Source organism: Pseudonocardia sp. EV170527-09, assembly GCF_008369905.1.
Lineage (GTDB): Bacteria > Actinomycetota > Actinomycetes > Mycobacteriales > Pseudonocardiaceae > Pseudonocardia.
Genome location: NZ_VRMC01000023.1, coordinates 1 through 13681 on the forward strand (window position 1 = coordinate 1; position 13681 = coordinate 13681).

Annotated in this window: 11 protein-coding genes; 6 read left to right on the forward strand and 5 right to left on the reverse strand. The window is 74.7% G+C overall.

Going from position 1 to position 13681, the window contains the following annotated elements; translation table 11 throughout:
• The coding region (locus FVA95_RS09450; protein WP_193564307.1) for a transposase at nt 1-392 on the forward strand (392 nt) is incomplete at its 5' end.
• A 48-nt stretch (nt 393-440) separates the two neighbouring features.
• Nucleotides 441-1511, forward strand: coding sequence for an alpha/beta hydrolase family protein (locus FVA95_RS09455; protein ID WP_149663865.1), 1071 nt, complete (start codon nt 441-443; stop codon nt 1509-1511).
• Between the two features lie 7 nt (nt 1512-1518).
• Here the strand turns inward: FVA95_RS09455 and modA are convergent, their stop codons facing one another.
• The gene (modA, locus tag FVA95_RS09460) at nt 1519-2316 is read right to left on the reverse strand and encodes a molybdate ABC transporter substrate-binding protein (RefSeq protein WP_149663866.1); all 798 of its coding nucleotides are present in this window, start codon (nt 2314-2316) and stop codon (nt 1519-1521) included.
• A gap of 358 nt (nt 2317-2674) precedes the next feature.
• On the opposite strand from modA, the gene FVA95_RS09465 reads away from it, so the two are divergent.
• Nucleotides 2675-3826, forward strand: a complete 1152-nt coding sequence (locus tag FVA95_RS09465; RefSeq protein ID WP_149663867.1) for a hypothetical protein — start codon at nt 2675-2677, stop codon at nt 3824-3826.
• 28 nt (nt 3827-3854) lie between these two features.
• Here the strand turns inward: FVA95_RS09465 and FVA95_RS33885 are convergent, their stop codons facing one another.
• The 3 genes from FVA95_RS33885 to FVA95_RS09480 form a co-directional block, all read right to left on the reverse strand.
• Nucleotides 3855-5150, reverse strand: a complete 1296-nt coding sequence (locus FVA95_RS33885) for a RecX family transcriptional regulator (RefSeq protein ID WP_161992246.1) — start codon at nt 5148-5150, stop codon at nt 3855-3857.
• 2 nt (nt 5151-5152) lie between these two features.
• The gene (gene recA, locus FVA95_RS09475) at nt 5153-6205 is read right to left on the reverse strand and encodes a recombinase RecA (RefSeq protein WP_149663869.1); all 1053 of its coding nucleotides are present in this window, start codon (nt 6203-6205) and stop codon (nt 5153-5155) included.
• 259 nt (nt 6206-6464) lie between these two features.
• A complete protein-coding gene (locus FVA95_RS09480; RefSeq protein WP_043278601.1) occupies nt 6465-6659 on the reverse strand; it encodes a DUF3046 domain-containing protein in 195 nt (64 codons plus the stop codon).
• Nucleotides 6660-6736: 77 nt separating this feature from the next.
• Between FVA95_RS09480 and FVA95_RS31485 the strand changes: the two genes are divergently transcribed.
• From FVA95_RS31485 to FVA95_RS09490, 3 genes are all read left to right on the forward strand, one after another.
• Complete coding sequence (locus FVA95_RS31485) at nt 6737-6898, forward strand: hypothetical protein (protein WP_020624151.1); 162 nt, start codon at nt 6737-6739, stop codon at nt 6896-6898.
• Nucleotides 6899-7200: 302 nt separating this feature from the next.
• On the forward strand, nt 7201-7722 hold the full coding sequence (locus FVA95_RS09485) for a hypothetical protein (protein WP_149663870.1): 522 nt from the start codon (nt 7201-7203) through the stop codon (nt 7720-7722).
• Nucleotides 7723-7771: 49 nt separating this feature from the next.
• Entirely contained in the window at nt 7772-12832 is a 5061-nt protein-coding gene (locus FVA95_RS09490) for an ATP-dependent helicase (protein ID WP_149663871.1), read from the forward strand.
• Between the two features lie 23 nt (nt 12833-12855).
• Here FVA95_RS09490 and FVA95_RS09495 read toward each other — a convergent pair whose 3' ends face one another.
• A complete protein-coding gene (locus tag FVA95_RS09495) occupies nt 12856-13650 on the reverse strand; it encodes a carbon-nitrogen hydrolase family protein (protein WP_149663872.1) in 795 nt (264 codons plus the stop codon).
• Nucleotides 13651-13681 lie beyond the last annotated feature (31 nt).

Consider the following 13681-nt stretch of genomic DNA (forward strand, 5'->3'; position numbering starts at 1 on the left):
GAGCTATTTACACCGCGTCCACCGCCGATGCCGCTGCAGCCGCGCTGGATGATCTCGATGACGAGTGGGGGCGAGCCTATCCGGCGATGATACGTTTGTGGCGTAACGCCTGGACCGAGTTCATGCCGTTCCTCGACTACGACATCGAGGTCCGGAGGGTGATCTGTACGACGAACGCGATCGAATCGTTGAACGCCCGCTACCGGCGAGCGGTCCGAGCGCGAGGGCATTTCCCCAGCGAGCAGGCCGCGATGAAATGTCTGTACCTTGTCACCCGCAGCCTCGACCCGACCGGACGAGGCCACACCCGATGGATGATGCGCTGGAAGCCAGTCCTCAACGCCTTCGCCATCACTTTCGGTGACCGCTGGCCGGGCGCCGAGCACTACTGACAACATCGCCGGAACCACCGTTCTCGTTACAGACCCCCACGTCAGTTCGTGACGGGGTTCGTCCTCGCCAGCGTGGTGGTCCTCGTGCCGGTCGTCCTGGGGGTGCGGCGGGCCGGGCGGTCCCGGCACCGGTCGCTGCGGATCCTCGCCCGGCTGGGCGCGACGGGCGTCGTCGCGGTGGTGCTGCTGGCGAACGCCCTGGTCGGGGTGAACGCCGCGCTGGACTACCTCCGGACCGTCGGTGACGTGGCCGGAACCGGACCGGCCGAGGGGATCGGGGTCGCGCAGCTGCTGCTGAGCCGGAAGGTCCCGTCGGCCGGTCAGGTCGTGGAGGTCGCGATCCCGGGGACGGCGTCGCACTTCGCGGCCCGGCCCGCGGTCGTGTGGGTGCCGCCCGCCTGGTACCAGCGACCCCGGCCGCAGCTGCCGGTGATCGTGCTGCTGCACGGGACTCCCGGACGCCCGGCGGACTGGGTGGACTCCGGGGGCGCCGCCGACGTCGCCGATGCCTGGGCCGCCCAGCACCACGGGGTCGCGCCGATCCTGGTGATGCCCGACGTCAACGGCACCTACACCGCGGACTCCGAGTGCGTCGACACCCCGACCGCGAAGGTCGAGACCTACCTGACCCGCGACGTGCCGCGGGTGGTGAGCAGGCTGTTCGGGACCCGGCCACCGGGACCGGCGTGGGCGGTGGCGGGGTTGTCCGAGGGCGGCAGCTGCGCAGTGATGCTGGCACTGCGCCACCCCACGGTCTTCGCCACGTTCGGCGACTACGCCGGGCTGCTCGGCCCGCGGGTCGGGGACTCCAACGGCGGGGTCCCGGACACCGTCGCCGAGCTGTTCGGCGGGTCGCAGGCCGCGTTCGCCGCGCACGACCCGGCGACGCTGCTGGCCGCGAACCGCGCCCCCGGGATCGCCGGCTGGTTCGAGGCGGGCGACGCCGACACCGACCCGGCCGCCGCCGCACGCACCCTGTCGGCGGTGGCGACCCGGGCCGGTGTGGAGAACCGGCTGGTGATCGTGCCCGGAGGTGGACACGACTTCGACCTGTTCTCCCAGGCGCTGGCGGACTCCTACCCCTGGCTCGTGGGACGGGTCTCGGTCCCCGCGCCCTGACCCGGGGTCACGGGGCGCCGAAGCCGGCCGCCCCGAGGACCTGACGGCCCTCGTCGCCGTTCACGAACTGCACCCACTTCTGCGCCAGCTCGGCGTTCCTCGTGTTCTTCAGGACGACGATCGGGTACTGGTTGACCGCCTGCGACGCCTGCGGGATGTCGACGCCCTGCGCCTGCCCGCCGGACGCGGTGACGTCGGTCCGGTAGACGAGCCCGGCGTCGGCGTTGCCGGTGGTGACCTTCTGCAGCACCGACTTGACGTCCTGCTCCTCGGAGACCGGCCTGATGTCCACGCCGGCGGCCTGCTCGACCTTCTCCGTCGCCGAGCCGCACGGCACCTGCGGGGCGCAGACCACCGTCCGCAGGTCCGGCTTCGTCAGGTCCTGCAGCGACGCGATCCGCTTCGGGTTCTGCGGCGCGACCGCGATCTGCAGGGTGTTGGTGGCGAAGACCTCGGGCTGCCCCTGGGCGTTGCCCGCGTCGGTCACCTTGGTCATGTTGTTCTGGTCGGCCGAGGCGAACACGTCGGCCGGGGCGCCCTGGTTGATCTGCTGGGCCAGGGCCGAGGACCCGGCGAAGTTGAACACCACGTCGGTGCCGGGGTTCGCGGCCTCGAACTTCTTCTCCAGGTCACCGAAGGTGCCGGTCAGCGACGCCGCGGCGAACACCGTCAGCGTGCCGCCCTGCGCCTGCCCGCTCGGCTGGGCGGCGGTCCCGCCGCCCCCGTCTCCCCCGCCGCAGCCCGCCACTGCGAACAGCGCCGTCACCGCCAGCGCGGCCCCGGCCACTCGTCCTCGGATCCTCACGAACACCCTCCCGGGATCGACACCTCGCGCCGTTCGTCGATCACGAACTGCGGCTCGGCGGGCATCTTATGCACGCAATCGCCCGCTGCACACCACCGATCGGCACGCAGGACCGGTTCTCCGCGCCGTGGCTCGGTCGTCGACTCTCAGTGATCGCTCAGCGTTCTCTGTGGTTGCTCTGCGCAACGACCGGAAGGCTCCACCGCGGCGGCGGATCATGCCGCCAGGACGCAGGAGGACGACGGCGCATGGTGCTGGAGACGCTGGTCCCGCCGGGGGCCGTGGCCCCGGGTACGACGGCGGCGGAGGGGGCGACCGGCGGGCGGGGCGGGGCGACCCCGGGCCCGGCGGTGCGGCGATGAGCGCGGTCGAGACCACCGTCGAGATCGCACCGGCGTCGAGGCACTCGCGGCGACGCCGGCGACGGCGCCGGGCGGGCGCGGTCCTGGCGGTGCTCGTGGTGCTGCTCGGCGGCGCGGGTGCCGGGATCGGCGCGGTGACCCTGGCCGCGCCCCCCGGAACCGGTCCGGTCGAGGCGACCGCCGAGTGGGCCCGCGACCACGGGCTGAACTGGCTGGTGACCAGCCTGGAGAAGCTCCAGTACGCCGCGGACGCGCCGTCCGAGGGCGGTACCCCGGCCGGTGGGATCCCGCGGGCTCCGGGTGCGCTGCCCGACCCGGCGACGACACCGCCGCTCGCCCCGGTCGCGGCCGGTGCCCCGCTGCCCGGGGAGGGCGTGTGGCAGACCGTGGTCGCCGACCAGGGGCGGCCCGCGGTGCAGGTGACCACTCTGCGGGTCGACGACACCCACACCTCCTACCTCGCCGGGGTGCTGCGGATGGATCCCGCGCTGGTGCGGGGCACCCTGCATCCGGGCGTCGGCGAGCCGGCCGGGCACTGGCGTGCGTCGACGTCGCTGGCCGGACGGGCCGGTGACGGGGTGGCGGTGGCGTTCAACGGCGGGTTCAAGCTGTCCGACCCCAGTCACAACGGCTACTACGCCGAGGGCCGTACGGTCGCGCCGCTGCTGCCCGGCAAGGCCAGCCTGGTCCTGCACACCGACGGCCGGGCCGACGTCGGGGCCTGGGGCACCGAGGTCGGGATGGGGCCGGACGTCGCGAGCGTGCGGCAGAACCTGCTCCCGCTCGTCGACGACGGCGCGGTGAACCCGACGTGCGCCACGGGCGGCACCGCGGAGTGGGGCAGCACGATCGGGCAGAACGCGTTCGTCCACCGCTCCGGGTTCGGTGTGACCGCCGACGGCACCGAGGTCTACGTCGCCGGGCCGGCACTGTCGGTGTGCACGCTGGGCAGGCTGCTCGCCGACGCGGGGGTGGTCCGCGGCATGGAGCTGGACATCAACCCGGCCTGGGTCAGCGGGACCTACTTCCACGACCGGCCCGGGCACGCCCCGCAGGGGTTCCCGCTGTTCCCGGCCGAGCAGGTGCCGCCGACCCACTACCTCACGCCGACGATGCGCGACTGGTTCGCCTGGTACCTGCGGTCGTGACCGGTCGGCGGATCCCGCCGGGGACGGGTCAGTCCTCGGGTGGGGCCTCGCCCAGCTCGTCGGCGTCCGCACCGGCGGCGGCGATCTCCTCCTTGACCACCCCGTAGGCGACCCCGGGGCCGTAGCCCTTGCGCGCGAGCATGCCGACCAGCTTGCGGGCACTGGACTGCCGCTCCTCGCGGCTCCCGACGGGCAGGCTCCGCAACCGCCGCACGACGAGCTCACGGGCCCGGTCGCGTTCGGAGGCGTCGTCGATCCCGGTGAGTGCCTCGTCGGCGATCTCGCGGTCGACGCCCTTGCGGTGGAGCTCCATCGCGATCGCCCGCTTGCCGAGGCCGCGGTGACGGTGCCGGGACCGGACCCACTGTTCGGCGAAGACCTGGTCGTCGACGAGGCCGACCTCGTCGAACCGCTCGAGGACGCGGTGCGCGACCTCGTCGGGGATCTCCTTGCGACGCAGCGCGTCGCCGAGCTCCTTGACCGTGCGGGCGCGGTCGGTGAGCAGGCGCAGGCAGATGTCGCGGGCGCGGCTCTCCTGCTCCTGCGGTGTCTCGACGCGCGGGGTGCGTTCCTCGCTCCGGCGGCTCCCCCGGCCACGACCCTCACCACGACGACGGCCACGGGAGGTGGCGCCCGTCTCCCCGGTGCCCGTCTTCTCGGTGCCCGTCTCCCCGGTGCCCGTCGCTTCGGTGCCCGGCCCGGCAGGTCCGGCGCTCCGGGACAGGTCGGCCACGGTGTCCGGAGTGGTCGTGGCCGCCGCTGTGTCTCCACCGGTCACGGCCGCTGCGGTGGTCGGGCGCCGGCGCGGGGTCGCACGGTCGCGGCGGGTCGCACGGTCGCGGCGGGCTCCGCCGCGGTGTGTGCCCCGTCCCGACAGCTCCTCGAACGAGACCACGCGGGGCGCACCGGATCCGTCGCCACCGCCGTCCGCTCCCGGTCCGGGAACGGGGTCGTCGAAGGTCAGCCTGCGGACCGGGGCGGGCTCCGCCACCCCGTCCGTCGCAGCGTCGGCCGACGGATCCGTCGGCCGGGCCGTCGCCGGCGGGTCGGTGATCGCCGTGGTGGCCCCGTCGGCGCCGCTGAGCGTCACGAACGAGACCTGGTGCGGACTCGCGTCCCACCCGGGGACGGCCGGGGGCTCCGCAGCGGGCTCCCCCGGTTCGGCGCCGGTCGGGTCGACGGTCCGGATCGCGGGCGGATCCGGCACGTCGGGACCCGACGGGGTCACGCCGAACAGGTCGTCGAGCGGGACGGTGCGGGGCCCGGTCGGCTCCGCACCGTCCCGTCCCGACGTGCCTCCGGACCCGTCGTGGTCGCCGGTCACGCTCAGAAGCCGACCGGGGCCGGGAGGGGCTCGACCGGGCTGGTCTCCTCGGCGTCGACGACCGCGCCGATCCCCAGCTTCTCCTTGATGCGCTTCTCGACCTCGGCGGCGACGTCCGGGTTCTCCTTGAGGAACTTGCGGGCGTTCTCCTTGCCCTGCCCCATCTGGTCGCCCTCGTAGGTGTACCAGGCGCCGGACTTGCGGATGATCCCCTGCTCGACGCCCACGTCGATCAGCGAACCCTCCTTGGAGATGCCGACGCCGTAGAGCACGTCGAACTCCGCCTGCTTGAACGGCGGAGCCACCTTGTTCTTCACGACCTTGACCCGGGTCCGGCTGCCGACCATGTCGGTGCCGTCCTTCAGCGTCTCGATGCGGCGGATGTCCATGCGGACCGACGCGTAGAACTTCAGTGCCTTACCACCGGTCGTGGTCTCCGGGGACCCGAACATCACGCCGATCTTCTCGCGCAGCTGGTTGATGAAGATCGCCGTGGTGCCGGAGTTGCTGAGGGCACCGGTGATCTTCCGCAGCGCCTGGCTCATCAGCCGGGCCTGCAGACCGACGTGGCTGTCACCCATCTCGCCCTCGATCTCGGCACGCGGCACGAGCGCGGCCACCGAGTCGATGACGATGATGTCGAGCGCGCCGGAGCGGATCAGCATGTCCGCGATCTCCAGCGCCTGCTCACCGGTGTCCGGCTGGGAGACCAGCAGGTCGTCGGTGTCGACACCGAGCGCCTTGGCGTACTCCGGGTCGAGCGCGTGCTCGGCGTCGATGAACGCGGCGACACCGCCCGCGGCCTGCGCGCTCGCCACGCAGTGCAGCGCGACCGTGGTCTTACCGCTGGACTCCGGGCCGTAGATCTCGACGACGCGGCCGCGCGGGATGCCCCCGACGCCGAGCGCGACGTCGAGCGCGATGGAGCCCGTGGAGATGGCACTGATCGGGACGCGGGCCTGGTCGCCCAGGCGCATCACCGATCCCTTGCCGTGGTTCTTCTCGATCTGGGCGAGGGCGAGTTCGAGCGCCTTGCCGCGGTCCGGAGCGGACATCTCTTGACTCCTCGCTGGTGGTCGACGGTCGGGTCCTGCTGGTGTCTTTCGGGGAGGCACACCACAACGGTATGGGGTACCCCTGACAGTTTCGGGCCCGGATCGGCGCCTGTGGACAACTCGTCCGACACCACGCCGCAGGACCGGTACCGCAAGCCCTGCCGGAACCGTAGACGAACACGCGTTCGACCCGACACCGCGACACGCCGACCGGGCGCCCACGGGAGCCGAGCGGTCAGCACGACCGCCCGGGGCGCCGCTACCGCCGTGCGGGTGGGACCTCGTAGGCCGCACAGACCGCGCGCCAGATCCGGCGCAGGTCGACGCCGGCCTCGATCGCCTGCTCGACGGTCCGGCCGCCGAGCTCGGAGAAGACGTGGTCGCGGGACAGCGACGCCGCCCGCACCGGCCCGAACTCGCCCTCCATCAGTTCCCGGAAGTGGCTCAGTCGCACGTCCGCGAGGGTAGACGGGTCACCCGTTCCGTGCGGCGTCCGCCCGATGACGCCCCGGAGCAGGTAGCCTGGGTGATATGTCCGAACTGCTCGCCACCGTCCCGGTCGACGTCGCCGACGAGGTCCTCGCGACGACCGGCATCGGCTCGCCACTGGCGTGGCAGATCGTGTCCCTGCTCGCGCTGCTGTCCGCGCTGGTCGTGCTGGTGCGCTGGTGGCTCCACCAGCGCCGTCGCTGAGGGTCCGGCTCAGCCCGCCGCCGGGCGTCCCGCACCGGCCGAACGCACGCGACGCCGTCGACCGCCGGTGAGCCGGACGGCCGGGAGGCGACCAGCGAGCTCGCGGCGATCGAGGTCGCGACGGCCGTCCCGCCGAGCACCTGCACCATCGCGAGAACCGCCAGCAGCCGGGGCTGCGCGAGGTCCTGGGGCGGGGAGACGGCGTCGGGTGCGGCGGTCACGGACGGATGCTGCCGTGCGACGGTCGCCGTGCGCCAGGGCGTTACGCTCCGGCCCGGCCACACGAGCGGAGGACGGTGGACATGGCGGGGACGACCCCGAACGCACGCAGGTCGGCGGGCGCGGACGACGCGGAGCTGCAGAACGCCTACCGCATGGTGTCCGACGTGCTGGCCGGGGCGGTCCGCGAGACGCTCGCCGCGCCGGGGCCGGATCCGGCCCGGTTCGCCGTGCGCCGGCTGACCGCGGTCGACCGGGACATGCCGCCGGACGCCACGCCGCCCGGCTGGTCGCTGGCCTTCCTCGTGCTGGCCGACTGGTACGACGCCGCCCGCGCCGCGCTGGTCGACCACGACGACCGCTCCGAGCGGGCGCTGGCCTGGATCGGGCAGAACCTGGGTCCGCGCTACGCGGCCCGGGCGCGCTACACCATCGCCCCGCTCGTCGACCCGGCCGACGCCCGCGAGACCTCGCACTACGTCGACGCGCTGGGCGTGGACTTCCTGGCGTCGATGGTCTGGACGATCGCGGCGGTCGTCGCGGAGTTCCCGGCCGAGGACGCCGCGGAGGTCTGGCCCCGTACCCGGGCGGACGCCGCGCGCTGAGAGCGCAGGTCACGCCCGGTCCGACGGGTGACTGTCGGACCCCACCCGCATGATGGTCGGCGTGACCGCACTCGAGGGCTTCTCCCCCGCCACCCGCCAGTGGTTCGAGGGGGCCTTCGCCGCGCCCACCGCGGCCCAGGAGGGCGCCTGGTCCGCGGCGCAGGCCGGGCGCAACGCCCTGGTCGTCGCGCCGACCGGGTCCGGCAAGACCCTGGCCGCGTTCCTCTGGGCGCTCGACCGGCTCGCGGCGACGCCACCGCCCGCCGAGCGCAAGCAGCGCTGCCGGGTCCTCTACGTCTCCCCGCTCAAGGCCCTGGCCGTGGACGTGCAGCGCAACCTGCGCTCGCCGCTGACCGGCATCCGCCAGGCCGCGCAGCGGCTCGACGAGCCGGTGCCGGACATCACCGTCGGGATGCGCACCGGCGACACCCCGGCCGACGAGCGGCGCCAGTTCCAGCGCACCCCGCCGGACGTGCTGGTGACCACTCCGGAGTCGCTGTTCCTCCTGCTCACCTCGGCCGCGCGGGAGTCGCTGCGCGGGGTGACGACCGTGATCCTCGACGAGGTGCACGCCGTCGCCGGCACGAAGCGGGGGGCGCACCTGGCGGTGTCGCTGGAACGGCTCGAGGAGATCACCGAGGCCACCCCGCAGCGGATCGGGCTCTCGGCGACCGTGCGCCCGGTCGACGAGGTCTCGACGTTCCTGTCCGGTACGCGCCCGGTCGAGGTCGTCCAGCCCGTGATCCCGAAGACGATCCGGGTCGAGGTGCAGGTCCCGGTGCCCGACCTGGCCGCGCTCGACGAGCGGCCCGCGCCGGGCAGCACCGACGAGGAGGTCGTCGGGTCCGCCGCGGGCACCGCGCGCAAGCCCTCGATCTGGCCCGCCGTCGAGGAACGGCTGCTCGGTCTGGTGCGCGAGCACCGGTCGACGATCGTGTTCTCCAACTCCCGCCGGCTCGCCGAGCGGCTGACCTCCCGGCTCAACGAGCTCGCCGCCGAGCAGGAGGCCGCCGCGCTGGAGGAGGCCGCGCTGGAGGAGGCCGCCGACCTCGACGCCGCGCCGGGTGCGTTCCCGGCCGAGGCGGTCGGGCAGTCCGGGGTGGGTGGCGGTGCCGCACCGACGGTCGCCAAGGCCCACCACGGGTCGATGTCGCGCGACCAGCGGACCCTGGTCGAGGAGGAGCTGAAGTCCGGCGTTCTGCCGTGCGTCGTTGCGACGTCCAGCCTGGAGCTGGGCATCGACATGGGCGCGGTCGACCTGGTCGTGCAGGTCGAGGCACCGCCGTCGGTCGCGTCCGGGCTGCAGCGGGTCGGGCGCGCCGGGCACCAGGTGGGCGCGGTGTCCGAGGGTGTCGTGTTCCCGAAGTACCGCGGGGACCTCGTGTCCTGCGCCGTCGTCGCCGAACGGATGACGACCGGGTCGATCGAGTCCACCCGCTATCCCCGGAACCCGCTAGACGTCCTGGCCCAGCAGATCGTCGCGATGGTCGCGATGGAGTCGTGGCGGCTGTCCGACCTGGCCGCGACGATCCGTCGGGCGGCCCCGTTCGCGGCGCTGCCGGACTCCGCGCTGCACTCGGTGCTCGACATGCTGGCCGGGCGCTACCCGTCCGAGGAGTTCGGCGAGCTGCGCGCCCGCATCACCTGGGACCGGGTCACGGACGAGCTGCGCGGGCGCCCGGGCGCGCAGCGCCTCGCCGTCACGTCCGGCGGCACCATCCCCGACCGCGGCCTGTTCACCGTGATGACCCCGGGCGGCGCGGACGGCGCCGGGTCGCGGGTCGGTGAGCTCGACGAGGAGATGGTCTACGAGTCCCGCGTCGGGGACACGTTCCTGCTGGGGACCTCGTCGTGGCGGGTCGAGGACATCACCCACGACCGCGTGATCGTCACCCCGGCGCCGGGGGTGCCCGCCCGGATGCCGTTCTGGAAGGGCGAGTCGATCGGTCGGCCGCTGGAACTGGGCCGGGCGGTCGGCGCGTTCGTGCGCGAGATGTCCGGGCTGGCCGACGCCGAGGCCCGCGAGCGCGCCACCGCGGCCGGACTCGACGTGTGGGCCTGCGACAACCTGCTGTCCTACCTGCGCGAGCAGCGTGAGGCGACCCGGCACGTGCCGAGCGACCGCACGATCCTGGTGGAGCGGTTCCGCGACGAGCTGGGCGACTGGCGCCTCGTCGTGCACTCGCCGTTCGGTGCTCAGGTCAACGGGCCGTGGGCACTGGCGATCGCGGCCCGGATGCGGGAGCGACGCGGGGTCGAGGTGAGCGCGTCGGGCGCGGACGACGGGATCGTCCTGCGCCTGCCGGACGCGGTCGACGACAACGGCACCGAGGTCGTCCCGAGCGCCGAGGACGTGCTGCTGGAACCGGGCGAGATCGAGCAGATCGTCGTCGCGGAGCTGGGGAACTCGGCGCTCTACGCCTCCCGGTTCCGGGAGTGCGCCGCGCGGGCGCTGCTGCTGCCCCGCCGCGACCCGCGTCGCCGCAGCCCGTTGTGGCAGCAGCGCCAGCGCTCGGCACAGCTGCTGGGCGTGGCGGGCAAGTTCGAGCAGTTCCCGATCACCCTGGAGGCGATGCGGGAGTGCGTGCAGGACGTCTATGACCTGCCCGGGCTCCGCGAGCTGATGGGCGACGTCGCCGCGCGCCGGGTCAAGGTCGTCGAGGTCGAGTCCGCGCAGCCGTCGCCGTTCGCGCGCAGCCTGCTGTTCGGCTACGTCGGGATGTTCCTCTACGAGGCCGACGCGCCACTGGCCGAGCGCCGCGCGGCCGCCCTGTCGCTGGACTCGACTCTGCTGGCGGAGCTGCTCGGCTCCGAGGCTATCCGGGAGCTGCTCGACCCGGAGATGCTGGCCGAGATCGAGGGGCAGCTGCAGCGCACCGACCCGGAGCGGCACGCCCGTGACGTGGAGGGTGCCGCGGACCTGCTCCGCTTCGTCGGTGACCTGTCCGAGGCCGACGGGCGGGCCCGCGGCGTCGACCCGGCGTGGCTGGCGCAGCTGGAGCGCGACCGCCGGGCGCTGCGGGTGCGGATCGCCGGTGAGGAGCGCTTCATCGCGATCGAGGACGCCGGGCGCATCCGGGACGCGCTGGGCACCGCGCTGCCGGTCGGGGTGCCGGAGGCCTTCACCGAGCCGGTGCCCGACCCGCTCGGTGACCTCGTGCTGCGCTGGGCACGCACGCACGGACCGTTCACCGCCGCCGAGCTCGCCCGTCGCTTCGGGCTGGGAGTGGCCGTGGTCGGCGGGGTACTGGAACGGCTCACCGGCACCGGGCGGCTGATGAAGGGCGAGCTGCGTCCGCAGGCCTCGGTGCCCGCCGGATCCGGCGGCGATCTGGAGTACTGCGACGCCGAGGTGCTGCGCCGGCTGCGCCGCGCGTCGCTGGCGAAGCTGCGGCACGAGGTCGAGCCCGTCGAGCAGCGGGCGCTGGGGCGGTTCCTGCCGCAGTGGCAGGGCGTGCAGGTGCGGTCGGGCTCCGAGCGGCGCGGCCGGGTGCGCCGTGCACCGGGGGCGGAGGACGTGCTCGGTGTGGTCGAGCAGCTCGCCGGGGCGCCGCTGCCGGCGAGCGCGGTCGAGTCGCTGGTGCTGCCCGCCCGGCTGCCCGGCTACACCCCCGCGCTGCTCGACGAGCTGACCGCCGCCGGTGAGGTGACCTGGGTCGGGTGCGGCGCGCTGTCCGGGCAGGACGGCTGGCTCGCGCTGACCCCGGCCGACGTGGCGGACCTGCTGCTGCCCGCCCCCGACCTCGACACCGCGGGCACCCCGCTGCACACCGCGGTGCTGGCCACGCTCGGGCTGACCGACCCGGCCGCGCTGACCGACCCGGGGGCGGCGCCGGACTCCGGGGGCGGTGCACTGTTCTTCCGCGAGCTCGCGACCCGGGCCGGGGTCCTGCTGACCGAGCAGGACGAGCCGGCTCCCTCCGACGACGACGTCGTCGCCGCCGTCTGGGACCTGGTCTGGGCGGGTGCGCTCACCAACGACACGCTCGGCCCGCTGCGGGCCCGGCTGTCCGGGGGCGGCTCGCGACGGGGCGCCTCCGGGCGGCAGGGCGGGGCGCATCGCACGGCGCGGCGACCGGCCCGCGGACGCTACGCACAGCTGCGTGCGGGGCGGCCGTCGATGCCCAGCCGGACCGGGCCGCCGTCGGTCGGCGGGCGCTGGTCGGTGGCGGTGCCGCGCGAGCCCGACCCGACCCGCCGTGCGCACGCCGCCGCGGAGGCGTTCCTGGAGCGTCACGGTGTGCTGACCCGGGGCGCGCTGGGCACCGAGCGGGTCACGGGCGGGTTCGCCGCGGTCTACAAGGTGCTCCGGGCGATGGAGGAGTCCGGCCGGTGCCGACGCGGCTACATCGTCGAGGGGCTGGGCGCGGCGCAGTTCGCGGTGCCGGGTGCGATCGACCGGGTCCGCGCCCTCGCCGGGATCGAGGGCGGCCCGGCCCCCGCCCCGCCGACCGGTCCGCGCCGTCTCGGTGCCGGGCCGGGCGCGGTCGTCACCGACCCCACCGACCGCACCGGGTCCGCCGGCACGGCCGGGTCCGTGGACCGGGCCGGGGACGTCGAGCCCCTGCCCGACGACCTCTGCGGCGACGCGGCGGGACTCCCCATGTGCGACGACCCGTACGCCGGGGTGCCCGACGACCTGCGCGGCAGCCTGGGCGGGCTCGGCGGCGCCGGCCGCCACGCCGAGTTCGACGGGGGCGCCGGTCGCCGCCCGCAGGCGCCGCGGGAGGCGTGGCGCGAGCTGTCCCGGGTGGTGCTCGCCGCCACCGACCCCGCCCAGCCCTACGGCGCCGCCCTGCCGTGGCCGGACACGACCGGTGAGACCCGGCACCGCCCCGGTCGCAAGGCAGGGGCCCTGGTCACCCTCGTCGACGGGGCGCCCGCGCTCTACGTCGAACGCGGCGGGAAGTCGCTGCTGTCGTTCACCGAGGACCGTGACGAGCTGCGCGCCGGGGCGGAGTCGCTCGCCGGGGCGGTGCACGAGGGCTGGCTGGGGTCGCTCGCCGTCGAGCGCGCCGACGGACAGGACTCGCTGACCTCGGCACTGTCGGAAGTGCTCACCGAGGCCGGGTTCCGGGTGACGCCGAAGGGGCTGCGGCTGCGGGCCTGACCGGCGACACCGCGGACCCGGGGTCAGTACCGCCGGTTGGCCAGGACCGGGATCGCCCGGCGGGCCGCGGTGACCGCGTCGAGGTCGAGGTCCACGAGCAGGGTCCCCGGTGCGGCGTCCAGCGCCGCGACGACCGAGCCGGTCGGGCCGGCGACCGTGCTCGCCCCGATCCCGGTCGGGGCGCCACCACCGGGGACCGGGCGCCCGGCCGCCTCCGGGTCCGCCTGGTCGCAGGCCGCCACGAAGGCCGTCGTGTCGAGGGCCCTGGCGCGCACCAGCAGCTCCCACTGCTCGCGCTTGCCCGGCCCCGCGCCCCAGGACGCGGGCACGACGACGAGCTGCGCCCCGGCGTCGCCGAGGGTCTGGAACAGGCCCGCGAACCGCAGGTCGTAGCAGGTCGCGAGGCCGACGGTGACGCCGTCGACGGTGACCGTGACCGGCCGGTCCCCCGGGGCGACCGTGTCGGACTCGGCGAACCCGAACGCGTCGAACAGGTGGATCTTGTCGTACTGCTCCTCGACGCCCGGGCCGGTGACGAGCAGGGTGTTGCGGACGCGGCCGTCGTCGGCGGGGGTGAACATCCCGGCGACCACGGTGACCCCCGCACCGGCGGCGATCCCGCGGACGCGGGACGCCCAGGGGCCGTCGAGGGGCTCGGCGACCGGGCCGAGCGGCACCCCGAAGCGGCACTGGGTGGCCTCGGGGAACACGACCAGCCGCGCGCCCCGGGCGGCCGCACCGGCGACGCCGTCGGCGACCAGGGCGAGGTTCTCCGCCGGGTCGGTGGTGGCGGCGATCTGGACGAGGGCGATCCGCATGGCGTCTCCTGGGATGGTTCGGTGTATACGT